We start from the raw sequence: 20,948 nt of genomic DNA, 5'->3' as shown, positions 1-20,948 counted from the left end.
TGTCGCGTGACGAACGCGCGGGCCCTCTAAAGCCGTATCTCCACCCGGCCTTCGGCCAGCGCGCACCGAGTACGTCCTCCCCGACGAACCTCTCGCGCGAAAGAGCTGACCTCTCATGGCGATCCTTCGTTCACTGCCCCCCGCCACCCTCGACACCCCGACTCCCAGCGCCTCGCGGCACCGGTTGCGCGCCGTGGACCGGGACGAGGTGATCGACGTCTCGGAGTTCCTGCCGCCGGGCGCCACCTGGCTGCCCGCTCCCCAGCACACGCTGCCCACACTGCCGGGGCAGCCGCCGATGGTCGGATACCTCGTCCTGATCCCGGCCGACCACCCGCATCTCGCCGAGGCCACCTTCCCCGGCACCTCCCCCGCCGCCTCGCCCGCCTCCGGCCCTGCCGGCCCCGACGCCGCCGCCCGCGACGACGCCCTCGTCCGCATCGACCCCGTGCAGCGCACCGCCGCGGTGGACGGGCGTCAACTGGACCTGACCTACCTGGAGTTCGAGCTGCTCGCGCACCTCGTGACGCACCCGAACCGGGTGCACACCCGCGACCAGCTGGTCACCACGGTGTGGGGGTACGGCCACGTGGGCGACGGCCGCACCGTCGACGTCCACATCGCCCGGCTGCGCCGCAAGCTGGGCGCCGAGCACCGCGCGGCGATCCAGACCGTGCGGCGGGTGGGCTACAAGTACACCCCGCCGACAGGCGGCTGATCCTCCGCCGGTGCCGTTGATCCTCTGCCGTCGGCAGAGCGGCGTTCCGTCCCGCGGCCGGAGCGGGCAGGCTCACCGGCATGAGACTTCTGGTGCTGGGTGGTACGGAGTTCGCGGGACGGGCCGTCGTCGAGGCGGCCCTCGGGCGCGGCTGGGAGGTGACGGTCCTCAACCGGGGCCGGCACCAACCCCCGCCCGGCGTAAAGGCGTTGCAGGGTGACCGGACCGCACCCGGCGGGCTCGGCGCCCTCTCCGACGGCACGTGGGACGCCGTCGTCGACACCTGGTCGGCGGCGCCCCGGGCCGTGTACGAGACGGCGCGGCTGCTGCGGGGCCGCGCCGGACGGTATGTGTACGTGTCGAGCTGCTCGGTGTACGCCTGGCCCGCGCCCGCCGGGTACGCCGAGGACGCGCCGCTGGTCGAGGGCGCCGAGCCGGACGCCGGACAGACCGACTACGCGCGCGACAAGCGGGGCGCCGAGATCGCCGCCGTCGAGGGCTTCGGCGCGGACCGCTCCGTGCTTGTACGCTCGGGGCTGATCCTCGGCCCGTACGAGAACATCGGCCGGCTGCCGTGGTGGCTCACCCGCGTCGCGCGCGGCGGGCCGGTGCTGGCGCCGGGACCGCGGGACCTGCCACTGCAGTACGTCGACGTGCGCGACATGGCCGAGTGGATCCTCGGGGCGGCGGAGCGGGAGCTGAGCGGCCCGTACAACATGATCAGTCCGCAGGGGCACGCCACGACGGGGTCCTTGCTGGAGGCGTGTGTGCACGTCACCGGTGCGGCGGCCCGGCTTCGCTGGACGGAGCCGGAAGTGATCCTGGAGGCGGGGATCGAGCCGTGGACTCAGCTTCCGGTGTGGGTGCCGCCGGGCAGCGACATGCACGACTCCCTGCACTCCGCGGACGTCTCGCGGGCGCTGGCGACGGGTCTGGCCTGCCGGCCCGTCGAGGAGACCGTCGCCGACACGTGGAAGTGGCTGCGGGACATCGGTGGAACCGCGCCGCGGCGCCCGGACCGGCCGCCCGTCGGTCTCGACCCGGAACTGGAGGCCAGGACGCTCGCGGCCGCCGGGGGTGTACCTGGCGACACCCTCTGACCGGGGGCCGGGCCCCGTGACCCGCGGGCCCCGCTCGGCGAGACTGACGTCATGACCACCAACACGAAAAGCGACTCCCTGGCCGGGAGGATGCGGGCCGTCGCCCTGGCGGCGGGACGGGGGTTCGTGCTGGCCCTGGTGACCCTCCCCGGAGCGGTCGTCCTCTTCACGCTGACCCTCGTGTCCATGGCGCTGATCCCGATCGGCATCGGGGCCTACACCACACCGTGGCTGCTCGCGGGCGTGCGGGGCTTCGCGGACTGGCGGCGGGTTCTCGCGGCGGAGTGGGGCGGGGTGCGGATCCCCTCGGTGTACCAACCGGTCCCGAAGGGCGCCAACCCCTGGGCGCGGACGTACGCGATGCTCCGCGACCCGGCGGTCTGGCGCGATCTGCGCTGGCTCCAGGTCGACATGACGGCGGGGTTCGTCACCGCGCTGCTGGCGGCGGCGCTCGTCTTCTATCCGCTGGAGGGGCTCGCCGTCGCGGCCGGGCTGTGGCGGGTGTTCGCCGCGAGCGGTGGGTACTGGTACGGCTTCGTGCACGTCACCGACCAGGACTCCGCCCTCCTCGCGGGCGCCCTGGCCGTCGTGCTCCTCGCCCCCAGCCCGCTGGCGCCACGCCTGCTGGCCACCCACTTCCGGCTCACCCGGGCCGTACTGGGCGCGAGCCAGGGCGAGTTGGCCGAGCGGGTGCGGGTGCTCACCGAGACCCGCAAGGATGCCGTCGACACCTCCGCCGCCGAACTGCGCCGTATCGAGCGGGACCTGCACGACGGGGCGCAGGCCCGGCTGGTGGCGATGGGCATGGACCTGGGCACCATCGAGGCGCTGATGGACAAGGACCCGGCGAAGGCCAAGGCGCTCCTCGCGCAGACCCGCCGGTCCTCGGTGGACGCCCTCAGCGAGCTGCGCGACCTGGTCCGCGGCATCCATCCGCCGGTGCTGGCCGAGCGCGGACTCGGCGACGCGGTGCGGGCGCTGGCGCTGCGGCTGCCCGTCGCCACCGAGGTGAACGTCGAACTCGGCGGCCGCGCGGAGGCGCCGGTGGAGTCCGCCGCCTACTTCGCGGTCAGCGAGGTGCTCACCAACGCGATCAAGCACTCCGGCGCGGACCGGATCTGGATCGACCTGCATCACGCGACACAGGGCGAGGCGGGCGGCGGCATGCTGCGGATCTCGGTCACCGACAACGGCAGGGGCGGCGCGGCGATCGGCGCGGGGACCGGCCTCGCCGGGGTCGAGCGGCGCCTCGGTACATTCGACGGCGTCCTGGCCGTCAGCAGCCCCGCGGGCGGTCCCACCATGGTGACCATGGAGATCCCTTGCGCGTAGTCCTGGCCGAAGACCTCTTCCTGCTGCGTGACGGACTGGTCCGGCTGCTCGAGGCCCACGACTTCGAGATCGCCGCCGCCGTCGAGTCCGGCCCCGAGCTCAGCCGCGCCCTCGCCGAGCTGGAGCCGGACGTCGCCGTGGTCGACGTACGCCTGCCGCCGACGCACACCGACGAGGGGCTGCAGTGCGCGCTGCAGGCCCGCCGGGACAGACCCGGGCTGCCGGTGCTGGTGCTCTCCCAGCACGTGGAGCAGCTCTACGCCCGCGAACTGCTCGCCGACGGCAGCGGCGGGGTGGGCTATCTGCTGAAGGACCGGGTCTTCGACGCGGAGCAGTTCGTGGACGCCGTACGGCGGGTCGCGGGCGGCGGTACGGCGATGGACCCGCAGGTGATCCAGCAGTTGCTGTCGCGGCGGGCCGCCGACGACCGGCCGCTGGCCCGGCTGACACCCCGTGAGCGGGAGGTGCTGGAGCTGATGGCGCAGGGCCGCTCCAACGCGGCGATCGCCGGGCAGCTGGTGGTGACAGAACGGGCGATCGCCAAGCACACCTCCAACATCTTCACCAAACTGGACCTGGAGGTGTCGGACGACGACAATCGTCGCGTTCTGGCCGTCCTCGCCTATCTGGACCAGGGCCGGTGAGCGGCTGTTGATTCTCTGTAACTTCCGCTGTTCAAGGGGCGGTTGAGGCCGGTCGGCCGATCAATCCTCTGATTTGTTCGTGGGGCTGCTGAACACCGCTGGGACCCCGTCCGTATCCATGGGAGCCGCTTCACTCCTGTCGGGCGCCTTGATGCCCCGCCAAGCCCGCAAGGAAGTCAGAGGAGTTCCATGGGACGCAACACACGAAAACGCCGTACGCCGCTGGCCACCAAGGCCATAGCCGCATCGGCGGCCCTAGCGCTCGGTGGGGGCGGGCTGATCTGGGCGAACTTCTACGCCTCGGCGCACGAGTCGAACTCGGGACAGAACCAGACGAAGGCCGCCGCCGGTCAGGTGGCGACCATCTCCTGCCCCGACGTCGGCCAGAAGCTGACGAACGTGCCCCAGCGGGCCCGTCAGGGTGTGGCGACGGAGCTCGCGAACCTCGACAAGCAGATCACCGAGGCCTACGCCCGTCTCGCCTCCACCCGCCAGGCGCAGACGCAGGACGCCAACTTCGTGCAGAACGCGATCGTCGGTCCTCTTAAGGAGAAGCGGTCCGCGACCCTCGACCGGATCCGCCTCGACATCCAGCGTGTCGGCGGTCAGGTCGACACCTCCGGGCTGGGCGCTCTCGCCGCCTGTACGACGCAGTCCGCCAACCAGACCAACGCCGGTGGCCAGAACAACGGCGGTCAGCAGCAGGGCGGTCAGCAGCAGGGCGGCCAGGACAACGGTGGTCAGCAGCAGGGCGGCGGTCAGGCCTCGGCCGACCCGAGCGCCAGTGCCAGTGCCGGGGCCGGCCAGAACGTCGGCGGCCAGGCCGGCAACGGCCCCGTCGCGGCCGACTTCGTGGACATCACGAAGGTCGCCGCGAACGTCCAGGCCAAGCCGAACAAGTCCGGCCAGGCCTCGTCCGGCACCTTCACCACCCGGTGCGGCGTGAACGCGAACAAGAACCACAACACCGACAACGTCATCGTGGCGCCCGGCGTGACCAACGGCGCGCACCACCTTCACGACTACGTCGGCAACCAGAAGGTCAACGCGTTCGCGACCAACGACACGCTGATCGCGGACCAGACGAGCTGCCAGAACCAGGGCGACCTGTCGGCGTACTACTGGCCGGTGGTCCGGGTGCAGGACGGCACGCAGGACTTCGACCAGAACGCGGACGGCGGCGGCAAGGAAGGCAACGTCGGCAAGATCCTGACGCCGGTCCAGGCGCAGATCAAGTACGTCGGCAACCCGACCAGCAAGGTCACGGCGATGCCGCAGTTCCTGCGCATCATCACCGGTGACGCCAAGACCACCACCAACGGTCTGGCCAACGCCAACGCGCACTGGAGCTGCACCGGCTTCGAGAACAAGGTCCAGCTGACCGAGCAGTACCCGATCTGCCCGCAGGGCAGCAACGTGGTGCGCACGTTCGCCTTCCAGAGCTGCTGGGACGGCCAGAACATCGACAGCGCCAACCACCGTACGCACGTGGCCTTCGCGGACCCGGCGAGCGGTGCCTGCGGCAACGGCTTCAAGGCCATCCCGCAGCTGACGATGCGCCTGGTGTACAAGATCACCCCGCCGACCCTGCAGAACGGCCAGGTGAAGAACGCCTACGCGGTCGACGGATTCCCGGAACAGCTCCACAAGCCGTCCACCGACCACGACGACTTCATCGCGGTCTTCAAGAACAACCTGGCGAACAAGATCGCCAACTGCATCAACAACGGGCAGCGCTGCCAGTGAGCCGCCGGTGACGAGCCCCTGAGGAAGCGGGCGGTGGGAATCTCCCACCGCCCGCTTCCTCGTCCGTCCCGCCGAGGGAGGAGGCTGCGCGGCTCAGCCGCTGTGACCGGCGTGCGCGCTGTGGTTGGTGCCGATCTCCTCCTCGCCGCCGAGCGTGCCCTGCAGCGCCTTGACCACCTTGTCGTCGCCGACGGCGACCCACTTGCGGCCGACGAGGTAGAAACCGCCGTAGTCCTTCGCGTCGTTGATCCACTCGCGCTGGCCGCGGTCGGTGGCGAAGGTGGCGAAGACGTACTTGCCGTCGGACGTCTTGCAGATGGCCTGGCGGACCTCGTCGGAGTCGATCTGCATGTCCGGCTTGCACTTCGCCTTGGCCGCCAGGCTCTCCAGGCTGCCGGTGGCGGTCGTCGGCACCTTGGCCGCCGCGTCGCTGTCTCCGGATCCACAGCCCGCCAGCGCCAGGACGGCCGCGGCGCCGGCCACGGCGAGCATCGGTCGGGTCAACCTCATCTGTTCCTCCGGTCGCGTTGCTGGCCCTGAGGCCCGTCCCCTTCGATACGGCTGCGGGGCGCGGTGCGCTCAAATCCGGTGGGAGTGAGGGTACGGATGTGCGAACGTATGGCCCGTGAACCAAGACTGGGAAGATCGCGTGACCGCCGCCTGGGCCACCTTCGACGACTACGCCGAAGAGGACGCCGCCGATTTCCGGGCCGTGATCGACACACTCGCCGCCGAACTGCCGGACGGCAGCCCGCTCGGCCCCTTCGAGCGGGCCTGCGCCTGGGACTCGACGGGCCATTCGGACAAAGCGGTGCCGCTGTACCGGGAGGCGCTGGCGCGCGGGCTGAGCGAGGCCAGCGGTTACAAGGGGCGGCGCGCGAAGATCCAGTTGTCGAGTTCGCTGCGCAACATCGGGCAGGCCGAGGAGGGCGTCAAGCTGCTGACCCCCGAACTGGACGCCCCTTCCGACGAACTGGACGACGCGGTACGGGGCTGTCTGGCGCTGTGCCTGTCCAGCCTCGGCCGGGACCGCGAGGGACTCTCCCTCGTACTCGGCGCCCTGGCCCCTCATCTGCCGCGCTACCAGCGGTCCATGGCGAACTACGCGCGGGCCCTGGTCCAGCCCGGGGGCTGACTCACCCGGGCGGCGGTGACCATCGCACGATTCGCTCGTTCTGCTGAACGTGCAGTCACAGGATGTCGCCCCGCGCCCCGCACCTTCCTCCGCCGACCCGGTCGTCGACGTCGAGCAGGCGGAGGCCGCGCTCGTCGAGCACTACCCGCGGCTGGTCCGGCTCGCCTACCTGGTACTGCCGCCCGCCCTCGGCCGCAACCGGCGCGTGGTGACCGCACACTCCCTCACCCAGCGCGCCCTGCCCCGCGGCCGGACGGCCGCCCCCGCGATCCCGGCGCAGTCGACCGGCCGCGACGGCGATCCCGGGTACGCCTTCGTGCGCCGGCAGGTGCTGCGCACGGCGCTGGAGACGGGCCTGCCGCTGAAGCGCGCGGCCTGGCCCAAGCGCTCCCAGCTGCCGCCGCTGCTCCCCCAGGTGTGGGGCCTGCGGCTGTTCCCGCGCTCGGGCGGCGCGGATGAACTCGCCCTGGACCAGGCCCTGTCGACGCTGTCCGGGCCGGCCCGCGCGGCCTACGTGCTGCGCGGCCTGGAGCGGCTCGCCGACGCCGATGTGCGCGCGGTGCTGACCGCGGCCGGCTGCGCGGACCCGGCCGCCGCGCTGGCGGAGGCCGACGGCGTACCGGAGCAGTACGCGCTGCTGGACTCCCCCGAGTTCGACCCCTGCTCGCTGCAGGCCCGGCCCACCGACCTGATGCGGCGCAGGCAGCACGCCAAGGCCGCGCTCGCCGCCGCCGCGGCGCTCGCCGTGTGCGGGGCGCTGCTCGGCCTGCCCGGTGACGGCTGGGCCCCCGACGGCGCCGCCGCCCCCGCGTACGCGAAGAACCCGGCCGCCGAGGCCGCCCTCGATCCCGCGAAGCTGACCAGGGTCGCTCCCACCGCCTGGGAGGCCGCGACGCGCACGGACTTCTCCGTCTGGCCGGCCCGCGGCGACCTCACCGGCGACAAGGCCCTGCTGCGCCGCGCCCTCGCCGTGTGGGCCCGCCGCGGTGAGAGCGTCCAGGTCTCCGCGACCCCGGGCACCCCGTCCGGCGGCCCCTCCGGCCCGCCCCAACTGCTCTACGCCGGGAACGTCGACAGCGCCCGCGTGGTGATCCTCTACGACGGGCTGCGCATCGTGCGGTACGCCGAGCCGCAGGACGGCACCAAGGGCGCGGCCCTCGACTTCGCGCGCGCCGACGGCGCCGGCCGTGCGGACGCCAGCGCCCTGGTCCTGGACCGGGCCGACGGCAACGTCCGCTATCTGACGGCTCCCTGGGTGACCAAGGCCGCCGAGCGCGACCTGCTCAAGCCGGGCGCCGGCGTGATGGACCTGCCCATCACCGGCGGTGTCACGGCGCCGCTGGCGAGCGCCGCGGCGCAGAACGGCGGCTGCACCTCGTGGAACGTGATGCAGGTGACGGACGCCACCGGCACGCGCCTGTCGACCGACCTCGGCGAGCTCGTCCCCGCCCGTCTCACCACCGGACGCCCCGGCGCCACCCACGAGGTCTCCGGCGCGCAGGCGCTGCGCACCTGGGCGCCGTACGCCTGCTCGCTGGGCGCGCTGCGCTCGGCCGGGGTGCGCAGCGTCAACGCCTGGTCCTACGCCGAGCAGCCGCTGCCCGACGCGTGGGGGTCCCCCCGCCCGCAGGGTGGGGGAGGATCTGCGGACTGGGTGTGCACGCGGGCGGAGACCTGGCGCGGCGGCGGTACCCGGGTGCTGGCGCAGTTCCACACGCCGGGCAGCACGTACGGCGCGATCGCGGCGAAGGCGGAGAACGTCCCGGCGTGCGGCGCGAAGGACCCGCAGGTGCTCGCAGGGGTGCTGTGGAAGGCGGAGTCGGGCCACTGGTATCTGCTCGCGGCCGGGAGCAGGGGGACCGCGTCGATCAGCACGACGGGCGGGGTGCGGGCGAGCGCGCGCGGCAGTCTGCTGGCCGCGCGGGCCGAGCAGGGGGTCCGCGCCCAGCTCAAGGGCGTCACGGACGACGGGCAGCCGGTCACCGGGCTGGGCTAGCTGACGCCCGCGTCAGCAAGTACCCGCCGAAGGGTTCCCCTCGGACTTACCCGTCAGTACATTGACGCCATGTCTAATACGCAGGTCCACCTCAAGGCACGGAAGGTGTCCTTCTCGTGGGAGGAGACACCGCTGCACTGGGTGCCGGGGGATCCGTTCACCGCGCACACCATCAACGTGCTGCATCTGCTGCTGCCCGCCGGCGAGCGGTGGTTCGTGCACGTCTACAAGCAGGTGCTGCCGCTGATCCGGGACGACCGCCTGCGCGAGGACGTCATCGGGTTCATCGGGCAGGAGGCGATGCACTCGCAGGCCCACGACGAGGTGCTGCCGCATCTCAAGGAGCAGGGTCTCGATCCGACGCCGTACACCGCGCAGGTCGACTGGCTCTTCGAGAAGCTGCTCGGTGACCGGACGCTGCCGCCCGGCAGGGCGCGCAAGTGGTGGCTGCTGGAGCGGGTCGCGCTGATCGCGGCGATCGAGCACTACACCGCGTTCCTCGGCGACTGGGTGCTGAACGCCGAGGAGCTGGACCGGCGGGGAGCCGACCCCACCATGCTGGACCTGCTGCGCTGGCACGGCGCGGAGGAGGTCGAGCACCGGTCCGTGGCCTTCGACCTGTTCGAGCACCTCGACGGCAGCTACCGGCGGCGGGTGCGCACCTGGGCCACCGCGTTCACGGCGCTGGTGTTCCTGTGGCAGCGCGGGGCGCGCTTCTTCATGGCGAACGACCCCACGCTGACCGACGGAAAGGCGAGCTTCAAGGACTTCTACGTACGCGGCAGGCGGGGCACCCTGCCGGCCACCGGGGACATGCTCAGGTCCATACCGCGGTATCTCAGCCACTCCTACCACCCCTCCCAGGAGGGCTCCACCGAGCAGGCCGTCGCGTATCTGGCCTCCTCCCCCGCCGCGACGGCGGCCGAGAAGGGAGCGGCATGATGCCGAAGCTGCGCACGGTCGTGGCCGTCGCGGGCGCCGCGGTGCTGGTCAGACGGGCGATGCGGCGCCGTATCCGAAGCTCGCCGCTGTGGCCGATGCCCGCGCTGGAGGAACCGATCTCCGGGCGGCCCCGCTCGCGGGCGCTGAGGCTGACGGTCACCTCGTACGAGACCGTCGCCGACGGCGTCGTACAACTGCGGCTGGAGGGAAGCGACTTGCCGCGCTGGGAGCCCGGCGCGCATCTCGACCTCGTGCTGCCGTCCGGGCTCGTGCGGCAGTACTCGCTGTGCGGCGACCCGGAGGACACCTCCTCGTACACCGTCGCCACGCGGCTGATCGAGGACGGGCGCGGCGGCTCGCGCGAGGTGCACGAGCAGGTGCGCGCGGGCATGGAGCTGGAGGTGCGCGGGCCGCGGAACCGCTTCCCGCTCGTCGAGGCGTCCTCGTACGTCTTCGTCGCCGGCGGTATCGGGATCACGCCCGTGCTGCCGATGCTGCGGGCGCTCGGGGACGGCACGCCGTGGCGGCTGCTGTACGGCGGGCGGACGCGGGCCTCGATGCCGTTCCTGGAGGAGCTTCGGAAGCTGGGCGGCATGGAGGTCCCCCCGGGCGAGCGAAGCCGAGCCCGGGGGAGGGTGACCGTCGTCGCCGAGGACGAGGACGGACTGCCCGATCTGGACGGCCTGTTGGCGGATCTTCCCGAGGGCACCGCCGTGTACTGCTGCGGGCCCGAAGGGCTTCTCGCGGCCGTTCAGGAGCGCGTCCCGTCGGTCCGTCTCGAACGCTTCAGCCCCCGCGCCTCCGGCGACGGCAACGCCGCCTTCGAGGTCGAACTGCGGCGCAGCGGGCGGACGTTGACGGTCGCCGCCGACTCGACGGTGCTGGCCGCCGTGCGCGCCGAGCTGCCGGGCACCGCCTACTCCTGCGAGCAGGGCTTCTGCGGGACGTGCCAACGGCGGGTGCTGGAGGGAGAGGTGGAGCACCGGGACGAGCTGCTGACGGACGCCGAGCGCGCCGACTCGATGCTGATCTGTGTCTCGAGGGCACGTGGTGAGCGGCTGGTGCTGGACCTGTGAGCGGCCGGCGGTCGGTCCGGTCCGTCCACGGCCGGATCCGATCGGTAAGGTGTTCGCATGACTACCGGAGTGCGCCGCAGAATGGGAGTCGAGGAGCGGCGGCAGCAGTTGATCGGCGTCGCCCTCGAACTGTTCAGCCAACGCTCTCCCGACGACGTCTCGATCGACGAGATAGCGTCCGCCGCGGGCATCTCACGCCCGCTGGTCTACCACTACTTCCCCGGCAAACTCAGCCTGTACGAGGCCGCGTTGAGGCGTGCCGCGCAGGATCTCGCGGGCCGGTTCGACGAGCCGCGGGACGGGCCGGTGGGCGTCCGGCTACGCCGGGTGATGCACCGCTTCTTCGACTTCGTGGACGAGCACGGGCCGGGATTCTCGGCGCTGATGCGCGGCGGACCGGCGGTCGGCTCCTCGGCGACCAACGCCCTCATCGACTCCGTACGGCAGGCCGCGTATGACCAGATCCTTTCGCATCTGGACGTCGAGGACCCGCCCGCGCGACTGGAACTGGTCGTACGCTCCTGGATCTCGCTCGCCGAGTCGACCGCGCTGATCTGGCTGGACGGCCGTCGCATCCCGCGCGCCGAGCTGGAGGCCCAGCTGGTGCACGACTTCGCCGCGCTGGCCGCCGTGAGCGCCGCCCACGACGAGGAGATGGCCGGGCTGCTGCGCCGGATCCTCAAGGACGAGCCGGCCGACGGCCCCTTCACCGACCTGGTCGCCCGGCTGATCTCACTGGCGTCCTGAACGGCCTCCGGGACGTCTGCGGAAACGTCTCAGCGGTCGAACTTCCGGTAGGACGGGTCGAGGTCGCGCACCTCGGCCGAGGCGTGCAGCACGATCCCCTCGTCGGCGATGTGCTTGCGCAGCAGCTCCAGCACGGCCTCGGTCAGCTTCGCCTTGGTCTCCTCGGTGCGGCCGGCGAGCAGCCCCAGGGTGACGTGGACGATCCCGTGGCGCTGCTCGGCGGGGTCCTCGTAGCCGTAGGCGGTGAACTCACCCGGCCGGAACTGCGTCTTGCACGCCTCCGGCTTGGCCGCGGCGATCTCGACCGTCGCCTCGTGCAGGGCGCGGGCGAAGGCGTCCCGGTCGAAGGCGGGCGCGATCGTACGCGAGTAGTCGACGGTGATCTGCGGCATGGGCACTCCTGTTCTACGGCAACAGGGCCCACCCTAGTTCTTCAGCTGCACCGCGAGCATCGCGATGTCGTCCTCGCGGTCGTGGCCGAAGCAGCCCAGCAGGGTGTCGCACAGGGCGTCCAGTCCCGGCAGGGAGCCCATGGCCGCGCAGCGCAGCTGCTCCATGGAGACGGACAGGTCCGTGCCGCGGGTCTCGATCAGCCCGTCGGTGACCATGAGCAGCCGGTCGGCGGGTCCCAGGGTCAGCTCGGTGGGCTCCGGGTGGGGCAGCCCGAGCCCGAGCAGCGGGCCGTCGGCCTTGGCGTAGGCCACCTCGCCGCTCCCCCGCAGGATCAGCGGCGGCAGGTGGCCGGCGTTGGCGATCCGGGTGCGGCCGGTGGCGGGGTCGATCAGTGCCAGGCACACGGTGGCCGTGACCTCGGGGTGGTAGTGCTGGAGCATCCGGTCCAGGCGCGCGGCGAGCAGGGCCGGGTCGCTCTCCTCGACGCAGTAGGCGCGCAGGGCGTGCCGGATCTCGACCATGACGGTGGCGGCGTCCAGCGAGTGCCCCACGACGTCGCCGACCGCGGTGAGTACGCCCTCGCCGGTGCACAGGGCCGCGTAGAAGTCGCCGCCGATCTCGGTCTCCCGGGACGCGGGCACATAGCGGACCTCGATGTCGATGCCGGGCAGCGCGGAGAGCCGGTGCGGCCGGGGCAGGAAGCTGTGCTGGAGGGTGAGGGCGACATGCCGCTCGACCTGGTACATGAGCAGGGGCTCGGCGGCGAGCGCGGTGGCCTGCGCGAGCTGCGCCACCAGGGCCTCGTCGCCGGGGTTCAGCCGGCGCATGCCGCGGGTGGGCGTGGCCAGGCACACCGGCGCCCTGCCGTCCTGGGTGAGGATCAGCGCCAGCCGGGCGTCGTGCTGGACGCCGGGGCGGAAGAACCCGGCCGGCCACAGCGGGGCGGGCACCGTGGTGAGCTGCACCCCGGCCTGCCCCCGGGTGAGCCGGCGCAGCAGGCCGGCCACGGTCAGGTGGGCGCCCTCGTCCGGCAGGGCGAGGGAGGTGCGGTCCCGGGAGACGCCGCGGTAGAGCTCGTCTTCAGGACCGAGGACGAAGACGGCGGCGGGACCGCCGGTCAGCAGCGCGGTGCCGTCGGCGGCCGCGTCGGCGAGTTCCTGGAGGGAGCGCGCCGACTGGATGGTGATGATGATCTGCGACAGCATCGTCAGCCGGCGTACCAGCGCCTTGTCGTCGGCGCGCAGCCGCGCGGTGCACACCGCGGCCCGCACCACCGCCTCGATCTCCTCGGGTTCGGCGGGCACCGTCAGATAGGTCTCGGCGCCCGCGTCCAGCCCCCGGCAGCGGTCCCCCGGCGCCACCGCGGCGGCGGAGAAGTGTACGACGGGCAGGCCCGCCATGTGCGGCCGTTCCTTGACCCGGCGGCAGAGTTCGAAGCCGCTCATGTCCGGCAGGTCGACGTCGACGAGGGCCACGTCGGGCAGGATGCCCTTGCGCAGCCGTACGTCGAGCTCGACGAGCGCCTCCCGGCCGCTGGCGACTGGGACGACCTGATGTCCGGCGCGGCGCAGCACGGTGCCCATGGCGTACCGGCTGGCCGCCACGTCGTCCACGACCAGCACGGTCGTGTCTGTCAGCATGCCGTCGACGTCCATCTCCCGAACCCTTGGGAACAACAGCGGTGGGGCAGACCCGGGTTCTGGGTCTGCCCCACCAACGTAATGCCCTGATCAGGGGATCCGGGAGAATATTGCAACAGTGCGCCCCGGAACGGCGAACGTGCCCGATTCCCGATCATAAGCAGAGGACTTCACGACAGAGTCCGTCCCGGCCGACTGCACCGGGTGCAGCCGGTAGCCGGTTCCGGCCAGCGACGCGACGTGCTGCTCCTGCTTGTCCGGCGTCGCGTTGAACACGACGACCAGGTCGCCGAGTTCCATCGTGATCACGCCGGGCGTCTCGTCCTTCCCGGACAGCGGGAAGGACAGCGCGGACTGCACCTGCCCGGCCGTGCCGAGCGAGAACGCCTTCTCCGTGGACCGGATCTTCAGCAGGTCCTGGTACGCGGCCGAGGAGCCCTCGATCTGCGGGCAGCCCACCTGCACCGAGCTCAACAGCGGCTTGGCGTACGGCCACTTGGACTCGTTGTCGCCCGCCATCGGCAGCCCGCGGCCGAAGCCGTTGCCGTCGGCGCAGTTCCAGTGGATGGCGTTGAACCAGTCGCCGCTGTCGAAGGAGTTGCGGTCCAGGGACTTCGACCGCAGCAGGTCCGAGCCCGCCTGCGAGAGGGACGGGCCCTGCGAGAGGGCGGCCGTCGCCATCGCGAGGACCTGCATCCGGGCCCGGTCGGCCGCGGACGTGCCCTTGGGCAGCTTGTAGGTGAGGGCGTCGAACAGGGACTCGTTGTCGTGCGCGTCCGCGTAGGCGACGGCGTCGCCGGGCGCGTCCGCGTAGCCGGCGGGCTGGCCGTTGTAGTCGACCTCGGCGCCGGTGACCTCCTTGCCGTCGGTGTCGGTGAAGCGGTACTTGGCGAGGTTGCCGGAGAGCCCGACCTTGATCAGGTCCTGGTAGTGCAGCAGCCGGGCCTTCTGCTCGGCCGAAGTGCCGTTCGCCGTGGACGAGTTGGGGTCGGTGTAGAGACCGGACGCGAAGCCCTGGACGCCGGGGTCGGAGTCGAAGGGGCTGCCGCCGCGGACGGCGTCCCGGGCCCGGTCGGAGAAGGTCGCGATCCCGGTGCCCGCCATGTTCTTCTGTGTGGCCTGCACGAAGCGGGCGTCGTCGGCGACCTCGCCGAAGTTCCAGCCCTCGCCGTACATGATGATCTTCTTGCCGTCGACGCCGTCCTTCGCGAGGGTCAGGGCGTCGAGCGCCTTGCGGACCGCGAGGATGTTGGCCTTCGGCTGGTGTCCCATCAGGTCGAAGCGGAAGCCGTCGACCTTGTACTCCTTGGCCCAGGTGACGACGGAGTCGACGACCAGCTTGCCCATCATGGCGTTCTCGGTGGCCGTGTTGGCGCAGCAGGTGCTGTTCGCCACCGAGCCGTCCGCGAGGAGCCGCTGGTAGTACCCGGGCACGACCTTGTCCAGGACGCTGGTGTCCGCCTGGCCGGCGGCCGCCGTGTGGTTGTAGACGACGTCCATGACGACGCGCAGACCGTCCTGGTTCAGGGACTGGACCATCTTGCGGAACTGGACCGTGCGGCCCGTGCCGTCCGGGTCGGTCGCGTACGAGCCCTCGGGGACCGTGTAGTGGAACGGGTCGTAGCCCCAGTTGTAGGCGTCCTTCGCCGCAGCCTTCGCGACGCACTCCTGCTGCTTGTCGGAGTCGGCCGCGTACGAGGCGAGGTCGCAGTCGGGGCTCGCCTGGTCCGCCTTCTTCTCGGGGATGGTGGCGATGTCGAAGGCCGGGAGCAGATGCACGTACGAGGTCCCGGACCTGGCCAGTTCACGCAGGTGCGCTGAGCCGTCGCTGCCCTTGTCGGTGAAGGCGAGGTAGCTGCCGCGGTGAGCGGCCGGCACCGACTTGTCCTCGACCGAGAAGTCCCGGATGTGCAGCTCCTGGATCTCGGCGTCCTTCAGCGGCACCGCCTTGGGCTTGGGCAGGGACGACCAGCCCTTCGGCGCGAGGGACCCGTCGTGCAGGTCGACGACGAGGCTGCGCTCGGAGTTCGCGGTCAGGGCGACCGAGTAGGGGTCGGTGACCTTGTTGGTGACGACCTTCCGTACGGACGGCGCCCACACCTTCACGACGTACCGGTAGGGCTTGTTCTTCCAGGACTTGGACCCGGTGACCGACCAGACGCCGGTGGCGTCGTCGCGCTTCATCGTCTTCAGGGAGCCGTCGAGCTCCAGTGCGACGCTCTGCGCGGTCGGCGCCCACACGGAGAGCGTGGGGCGGCCCTTGTCGAACGTCGGCCCCAGCTTCGACCTGGTCGCGCTCGCGTACACGTCGTCCAGCACGCCGGCGATCTGCACGCCCGTCGCCGCCAGCACGGCGCCGTTCGCGGCGCGCTGCGAGGCGACGATCTGGCCGTCCAGTGCCGCGCGCACCCGGCCGCGGTCGCGCGGGTCGACGGAGAAGGCCGTGTAGTCCTTCAGATACGGGAACTTGGCCTTCTGGGCGTCGGTGAGCGTGGTCTTCGTCAGGCGCAGCCAGCGCTCGTCGTCGCTGGTCAGTGCCCCGTCCTTGACGGCGATCGAGCCGTCGTGGGAGTAGAGCAGCTGGGTGGAGACGGCGGCGTCGGAGCCGTTCCAGGCGACGGTGTCCCGGTCGATCCAGACCGCCTTGGAGGTGGTCAGGTCGAGCGCGGCCGAGGAGCCCGCGGGCTGCGGCAGCAGGTACTTCTCCTGGCCGTTGAGCAGCCACACCTCGTAGCCGTTCGCCTTGAGGTCCAGCGACTGGTCGGTGGAGAGGTCCTTCTCGTCGCCCTTGTGGATGATGTAACTGAGGCTGGTGGCACCGTCGGTGAGCGGTACCTCGAAGACCGCGCCGTAGGCGTCGGTCTTCACCGGCTTCAGCGGGCTCGACCAGTCCGTGGGGTTCGCGGCGCCGGTCCACACGTGCAGACCCCAGCCGTCGTAGTTCCCGTCGGCGCGGTGGTAGTGGACGACCGCCTTGGTCTTGTCCTGCGCCGGGTAGTCGGGCCGCGTCGTCTGCACGGCGTCCTTGCCCTGCTCGATCCAGACCTCGCCGGTCTTGGTCACGTCGATGGTGCGGTCGGCGGAGACGTCCTTGTTGCCGTCCTTGTCGACGACCAGGAAGCCGACGCTTGAGGCACCGGGCTTCAGCTTGACGTAGGCGAAGGCGCCGTAGGCGTCACGGCCGGTGAAGGGGTGGCCGGCCGGCCAGGTGGTCGCCTCGCCGTCGGCGAGGTCGCCCCAGGCGTACAGGCCCCACTTGTCGTAGTCGCCGTCGGTGCGCTTGTAGTGGACGACCGCGTAGTCGCGGGAGGAGGCGGTGGGCGTCTCCGGCGCGGGCGGGGTGCCGGTCGTCGAGGCGGCCGTGGCGCTCGCGGTGTGCCCGGCGGAGTCGACGGCAACCGCCTTGTAGCGCAGGGCGGTTCCGGCGGTCACCTTCTTGCCGATGGTCTGGGTGACCTTGTACGGCGCGTGGTCGGCGGAGCCCAGCGTCCGCCAGGCGCCGTTGCCGACCTGGGCGGCGAAGACGACGCGGTCGAGCCCGCCCCCGTCGACGCCGGCGGAGAGCTCGACCGTGCCGGTGGCGCCCGCGGCGGGGGCCTTGAGGGTGAGGGTCGGGGCCGTCGACGGCTTGGCGAGTTCGCCGGCCGCCTTGAGGACGACGGCGGACTCGGCCGGGACGGTGACCGTGACCTTCTTGTCGGCGCCGGAGGTGACGTCGTCCGAAGTGCCGTGGATACCGCGGTACTTCATGTCCGCCGAGCCTGCCGCGAAGGTGGCCGACTTCGCCTCGTCCGCGTTGTTGAAGGCGACGAGGTACTCCTGGCCGGTCTTCGCGTCGGTGCGGCTGAAGGCGTAGACGCCCGGGCCGTCGGCCGCGTAGCGCTCGGTCTGCACGCCGTCCGTCAGGGCCGGGTTGTCCTTGCGCAGCTTGCTCAGCGCGCTGATCTGCTCGTAGAGCGGCGCCTTGGTGTCGTACGCGTCGCTCGCGTGCGTGCGGTCGGTGCCGATCTCGTCGTCGTCGAGGTAGTCGGCGACCTTGGAGGCGAACATCGTCTGGCGGGCGTCCTTGTCGCCGCCGGAGCCGGTGAAGCCCTGCTCGTCGCCGTAGTAGACGACCGGGTTGCCGCGGCTGAGGAACATCAGCTCGTTCGCGAGCTCGTCCTTCTTCAGCAGCTGCGCGTCGGTGGCCTTCGGGTTGTCCTGGTCGAGGAAGTACCCGATGCGGCCCATGTCGTGGTTGCCGAGGAAGGTGACCTGCTCGTACGCGTTGGCCTTGTCACTCGTGTACTTGTAGTCGTCGCCGAAGACGGACGCGAGCTTCTGCGCACTGCCGCCCTGGGAGGCGTACGTGCGGGCGGCGTCCTGGAAGGGGAAGTCGAGGGTGGCGTCGAGCCGGCCCTGGGTGACGAACGGCGAGGTGACGGAGGTGTCGGCGGAGTAGACCTCGCCGAACATGAAGAAGTTCTTGCGGCCGTGCGCGGCGGCGTACTTGTCCAGCGCCGTCGCCCACTGCGTCCAGAACTCCGTGTCCACGTGCTTCACGGTGTCGATCCGGAAGCCGTCGATGCCGAAGTCCCGCACCCAGCGCTCGTAGATCTTCTCCATGCCGCTGACGACCTCGGGACGCTCGGTCCACAGGTCGTCGAGGCCGGAGAAGTCCCCGTAGGTGGTCGACTCGCCGGTGTAGGTCGAGTCACCGCGGTTGTGGTACATCGTCGGGTCGTTGAGCCAGGACGGGACCTTGCTGTCGCTCGTGACCGCAGGGGTGCGCGGGAAGGAGTCGCGGGTGACGGCCGGGAACTTCTTCGTGCCGTCCGCGTAGTCGCTGTCGTCGAACGGCTTGCCGTCCTTCGTCAGATACGGGAACGCCCCCTTGGAGAGGTAGTCGTAGGACTTCTCCTTGTAGTCGACGACGTCCGCCGTGTGGTTGGTGATGACGTCGAAGAAGACCTTCATGCCCTTGGCGTGCGCCTTGGAGATGAGGGTCTCGAGGTCCTTGTTGGTCCCGAAGTGCGGGTCGACCTGGGTGAAGTCGGTGATCCAGTAACCGTGGTAGCCGGCGGAGGCGTTGCTGCCCGTGCCCTGCACCGGACGGTTCTTGAAGATCGGGGCCATCCAGATGGAGGTGGTGCCGAGGCCCTTGATGTAGTCGAGCTTCTTGGTCAGGCCCTTGAGGTCACCGCCCTGGTAGAAGCCCTTGTCGGTGGGGTCGTAGCCGGTGCTGAGCCGCGAACCCGTCAGGCCGCCCTTGTCGTTGGACGTGTCGCCGTTGGCGAAACGGTCCGGCATCACGAAGTAGAACTGCTCGCGGGTGTCGTCGTGCCGGGCGGGCGCGGCGGCGAGCTTCGCGTCGGAGGGGGGCGGGGGCGGAGCGGCCGCCTGCGCGGCCAGTGGCTGGATCAGGGCGGCGGCAAGGGCCACGACGGTGACGGCCGCGACCCGTCTCGCTCTCGGTATCACAGGCGGGTACTCCTTGCGATGACGGCTCTGGTGGGTCCGACCCCGCGCGACCGTATCGCTGACGAAAGGCTTACAGCAAGAGTTTTGCAACCCATAGCAAGAAGTTTCAGCGGCAACCTTGACGGCCCTTCCCGACTCCCCCACGCCACCCAGGGCACGGCGCCGTACGTCTTCCAGGAGATCTACCCGGGCTCGACCCGCAGCCCGCCGACTTCTACGCCTCCGGTGACGTCCTGGACTTCACCTACGCGAGCAGGATGAAGTCGCCGCGGCCGCGGCGGCGCGGGCTTCTTCGCCCTGAACAACGGCTCGTCGTCGGCCGCTTACACCTTCACCTCGGACGCCACGGACGTCACCTTCAACGAGTCCGCGACGACCGACTGGGAGTCCTACCCCACCTGGAGCAAGCTGGTCATCGTCCCCAGGAGCACGGCCTTCACGTACAAGTACCTCAAGAAGGACGGCTCCGGGAACGTGACCGGGGAGTCCGGGACGAACCGCTCGTGCACGACGGGCGGTTCGTCCGGCTACACGACGAGCGACACCTGGAAGCAGGGCCTCAGCAGCTCGACTTCCCGGCGTAGATCGCCAGCGCCGTGTCGGCGCCCAAGGTGGCGGTGAACTGCCCACTGGAGTTCACCGCCACCGACGTGTTGTTCTGGACGTTGCAGTACGTTCCCGCCGGCAGCGACGTCTGGTAGGTCCGCGACAGTGAGCTCGTCTCGTGGTTGATGGCGACGTAGCCCTTGGTGCCGCGGCCGAAGGCGATGGCGTCGCCCCCGTTGTCCCACCAGTTGCTCAGCGCCTGGCCGCGGGTGGCGTTGCGGAAGGCCACCATGGACTTGATCTCCGGCCAGGCGTGCTGGCACTTCCAGCCGTCCTGCCAGCAGGCGTTGACGGTACCGCCGTTGGGCGGGCCCGCGTCCGCGTCGGACCACTCGTAGCCGGAGTTGATGTCCGGGGCGCCGTAGGGGTAGGCGAGCATGAAGACGTTGGCCAGCGTGTAGTTGGCGCCGTCCTTGTAGTTGAGCGTGCTGCCGTTGCGCTCGGTGTCGTGGTTGTCGACGAAGACACCGGCCACCGAGCTGCTCATGTAGCCCCAGCCCTCGCCGTAGTTCTTGAGATAGGCGAGGTTCTCGTTGTTGAACACGCGCTTGAGGTCGTAGGCGTAGCGGAACTCCTGGACGTCGCCGTTGCCCGTGTACTCGGTGGGCTGGACGGCCTCGCCGGCGCCGTAGATGACCTCCTGCTTCCAGTAGGCGTTCGGGTTCGTCAGCCGGGACTTGATGTTCGCCAGGTCGGCGGCGTCGATGTGCTTGGCCGCGTCGATGCGGAAGCCGTCGACGCCGAGCGTGAGCAGGTCGTTCAGGTAGCCGGCGATGGTCTTGCGGACGTACTCCTCGCCCGTGTCCAGGTCGGCCAGGCCCACGAGTTCGCAGTGCTGGACGTTCCAGCGGTCCTGGTAGTTGGTGACCTGCGAGGTGCAGTCGTCGAAGTCGTAGGAGGAGTACAGGCCCGGGTAGTCGTACTTGGTGTACGACGATCCGCCGGTGCCGGTGCCGCTGCCCGCGGACATGTGGTTGATGACGGTGTCGACGACGACCTTCACGCCGGCCGCGTGGCAGGTGCTGACCATGTTCTGGAAGGCGGCGCGGTCGCCGAGGCGGCCCGCGATCTTGTAGCTGACCGGCTGGTACGACGTCCACCACTGTGAGCCCTGTATGTGCTCGGCGGGTGGCGAGACCTGGACGTATCCGTAGCCGGCGGGGCCGATCGTGCTGGTGCACTCCTTGGCGACCGAGGCGTACTTCCACTCGAAGAGGACGGCGGTGACGTCCTTGGTGCCGGGGGGCGAGGCGTGTGCGGCCGTCGGGGTCATGACAAGGGCGGAGGCCATGAGGGCGACCGCCGCGGGGAGCGTTCTGCGTGCCATGTGGGGGCTCCTTCACCGTTGAAGGCTCTTGCTGCAAGTTTTCAACCAACTTGCGGTGACGGAGATGTTAAAGGCCCGCTGCCTGA

At 70.8% G+C, this 20,948-nt stretch carries 16 protein-coding genes; 11 read left to right on the top strand and 5 right to left on the bottom strand.

Annotation, left to right across the window (positions count from 1 at the left end; all coding sequences use genetic code 11):
- The first annotated feature begins 115 nt into the window (after window positions 1–115).
- From ACGFYN_RS36590 to ACGFYN_RS36570, 5 genes are all read left to right on the top strand, one after another.
- Entirely contained in the window at window positions 116–718 is a 603-nt protein-coding gene (locus ACGFYN_RS36590) for a winged helix-turn-helix domain-containing protein (protein ID WP_393870266.1), read from the top strand.
- Between the two features lie 80 nt (window positions 719–798).
- Complete coding sequence (locus tag ACGFYN_RS36585) at window positions 799–1,818, top strand: NAD-dependent epimerase/dehydratase family protein (protein WP_393870265.1); 1,020 nt, start codon at window positions 799–801, stop codon at window positions 1,816–1,818.
- Window positions 1,819–1,869: 51 nt separating this feature from the next.
- Window positions 1,870–3,150 carry a sensor histidine kinase gene (locus tag ACGFYN_RS36580; RefSeq protein ID WP_393870264.1) on the top strand — a complete coding sequence of 427 codons (1,281 nt, stop codon included), beginning with the start codon at window positions 1,870–1,872 and terminating at the stop codon, window positions 3,148–3,150.
- On the top strand, window positions 3,141–3,794 hold the full coding sequence (locus tag ACGFYN_RS36575) for a LuxR C-terminal-related transcriptional regulator (protein ID WP_393870263.1): 654 nt from the start codon (window positions 3,141–3,143) through the stop codon (window positions 3,792–3,794). Before ACGFYN_RS36580 ends, ACGFYN_RS36575 begins: the two co-directional genes overlap by 10 nt.
- A gap of 189 nt (window positions 3,795–3,983) precedes the next feature.
- Complete coding sequence (locus ACGFYN_RS36570; protein ID WP_393870262.1) at window positions 3,984–5,540, top strand: DUF1996 domain-containing protein; 1,557 nt, start codon at window positions 3,984–3,986, stop codon at window positions 5,538–5,540.
- Between the two features lie 93 nt (window positions 5,541–5,633).
- Here the strand turns inward: ACGFYN_RS36570 and ACGFYN_RS36565 are convergent, their stop codons facing one another.
- A complete protein-coding gene (locus ACGFYN_RS36565; protein ID WP_393870261.1) occupies window positions 5,634–6,050 on the bottom strand; it encodes a hypothetical protein in 417 nt (138 codons plus the stop codon).
- Window positions 6,051–6,165: 115 nt separating this feature from the next.
- On the opposite strand from ACGFYN_RS36565, the gene ACGFYN_RS36560 reads away from it, so the two are divergent.
- From ACGFYN_RS36560 to ACGFYN_RS36540, 5 genes are all read left to right on the top strand, one after another.
- Window positions 6,166–6,675: a tetratricopeptide repeat protein gene (locus tag ACGFYN_RS36560; RefSeq protein ID WP_393870260.1), complete on the top strand. Its 510-nt coding sequence runs from the start codon at window positions 6,166–6,168 to the stop codon at window positions 6,673–6,675.
- 49 nt (window positions 6,676–6,724) lie between these two features.
- The gene (locus tag ACGFYN_RS36555) at window positions 6,725–8,671 is read left to right on the top strand and encodes a hypothetical protein (RefSeq protein WP_393870259.1); all 1,947 of its coding nucleotides are present in this window, start codon (window positions 6,725–6,727) and stop codon (window positions 8,669–8,671) included.
- Between the two features lie 69 nt (window positions 8,672–8,740).
- Entirely contained in the window at window positions 8,741–9,613 is an 873-nt protein-coding gene (locus tag ACGFYN_RS36550) for a metal-dependent hydrolase (protein ID WP_393870258.1), read from the top strand.
- The gene (locus tag ACGFYN_RS36545; RefSeq protein ID WP_393870330.1) at window positions 9,613–10,689 is read left to right on the top strand and encodes a PDR/VanB family oxidoreductase; all 1,077 of its coding nucleotides are present in this window, start codon (window positions 9,613–9,615) and stop codon (window positions 10,687–10,689) included. The genes ACGFYN_RS36550 and ACGFYN_RS36545 overlap by 1 nt, the downstream gene beginning before the upstream one ends.
- 57 nt (window positions 10,690–10,746) lie before the next feature.
- The gene (locus ACGFYN_RS36540; protein WP_393870257.1) at window positions 10,747–11,436 is read left to right on the top strand and encodes a TetR/AcrR family transcriptional regulator; all 690 of its coding nucleotides are present in this window, start codon (window positions 10,747–10,749) and stop codon (window positions 11,434–11,436) included.
- A 29-nt stretch (window positions 11,437–11,465) separates the two neighbouring features.
- Here ACGFYN_RS36540 and ACGFYN_RS36535 read toward each other — a convergent pair whose 3' ends face one another.
- From ACGFYN_RS36535 to pulA, 3 genes are all read right to left on the bottom strand, one after another.
- Window positions 11,466–11,828 (bottom strand): 5-carboxymethyl-2-hydroxymuconate Delta-isomerase, encoded by a 363-nt coding sequence (locus tag ACGFYN_RS36535; RefSeq protein ID WP_393870256.1) that lies wholly within the window; start codon window positions 11,826–11,828, stop codon window positions 11,466–11,468.
- A 33-nt stretch (window positions 11,829–11,861) separates the two neighbouring features.
- Window positions 11,862–13,484 carry a SpoIIE family protein phosphatase gene (locus ACGFYN_RS36530; protein ID WP_393870255.1) on the bottom strand — a complete coding sequence of 541 codons (1,623 nt, stop codon included), beginning with the start codon at window positions 13,482–13,484 and terminating at the stop codon, window positions 11,862–11,864.
- A gap of 75 nt (window positions 13,485–13,559) precedes the next feature.
- The gene (pulA, locus tag ACGFYN_RS36525; RefSeq protein WP_393870254.1) at window positions 13,560–18,929 is read right to left on the bottom strand and encodes a pullulanase-type alpha-1,6-glucosidase; all 5,370 of its coding nucleotides are present in this window, start codon (window positions 18,927–18,929) and stop codon (window positions 13,560–13,562) included.
- Window positions 18,930–19,226: 297 nt separating this feature from the next.
- Here pulA and ACGFYN_RS36520 point away from each other — a divergent pair, with 297 nt between their 5' ends.
- Window positions 19,227–19,550, top strand: coding sequence for a carbohydrate-binding module family 20 domain-containing protein (locus ACGFYN_RS36520; RefSeq protein ID WP_393870329.1), 324 nt, complete (start codon window positions 19,227–19,229; stop codon window positions 19,548–19,550).
- On the opposite strand, the gene ACGFYN_RS36515 is transcribed toward ACGFYN_RS36520, so the two are convergent.
- Complete coding sequence (locus ACGFYN_RS36515) at window positions 19,489–20,862, bottom strand: alpha-amylase family protein (RefSeq protein WP_393870253.1); 1,374 nt, start codon at window positions 20,860–20,862, stop codon at window positions 19,489–19,491. The genes ACGFYN_RS36520 and ACGFYN_RS36515 overlap by 62 nt on opposite strands.
- Window positions 20,863–20,948 lie beyond the last annotated feature (86 nt).

Source organism: Streptomyces sp. NPDC048419, from assembly GCF_043200415.1.
GTDB lineage: Bacteria > Actinomycetota > Actinomycetes > Streptomycetales > Streptomycetaceae > Streptomyces.
Note: the sequence above shows the minus strand (reverse complement) of the source record. Positions and strands in the feature narration are given on the sequence as shown.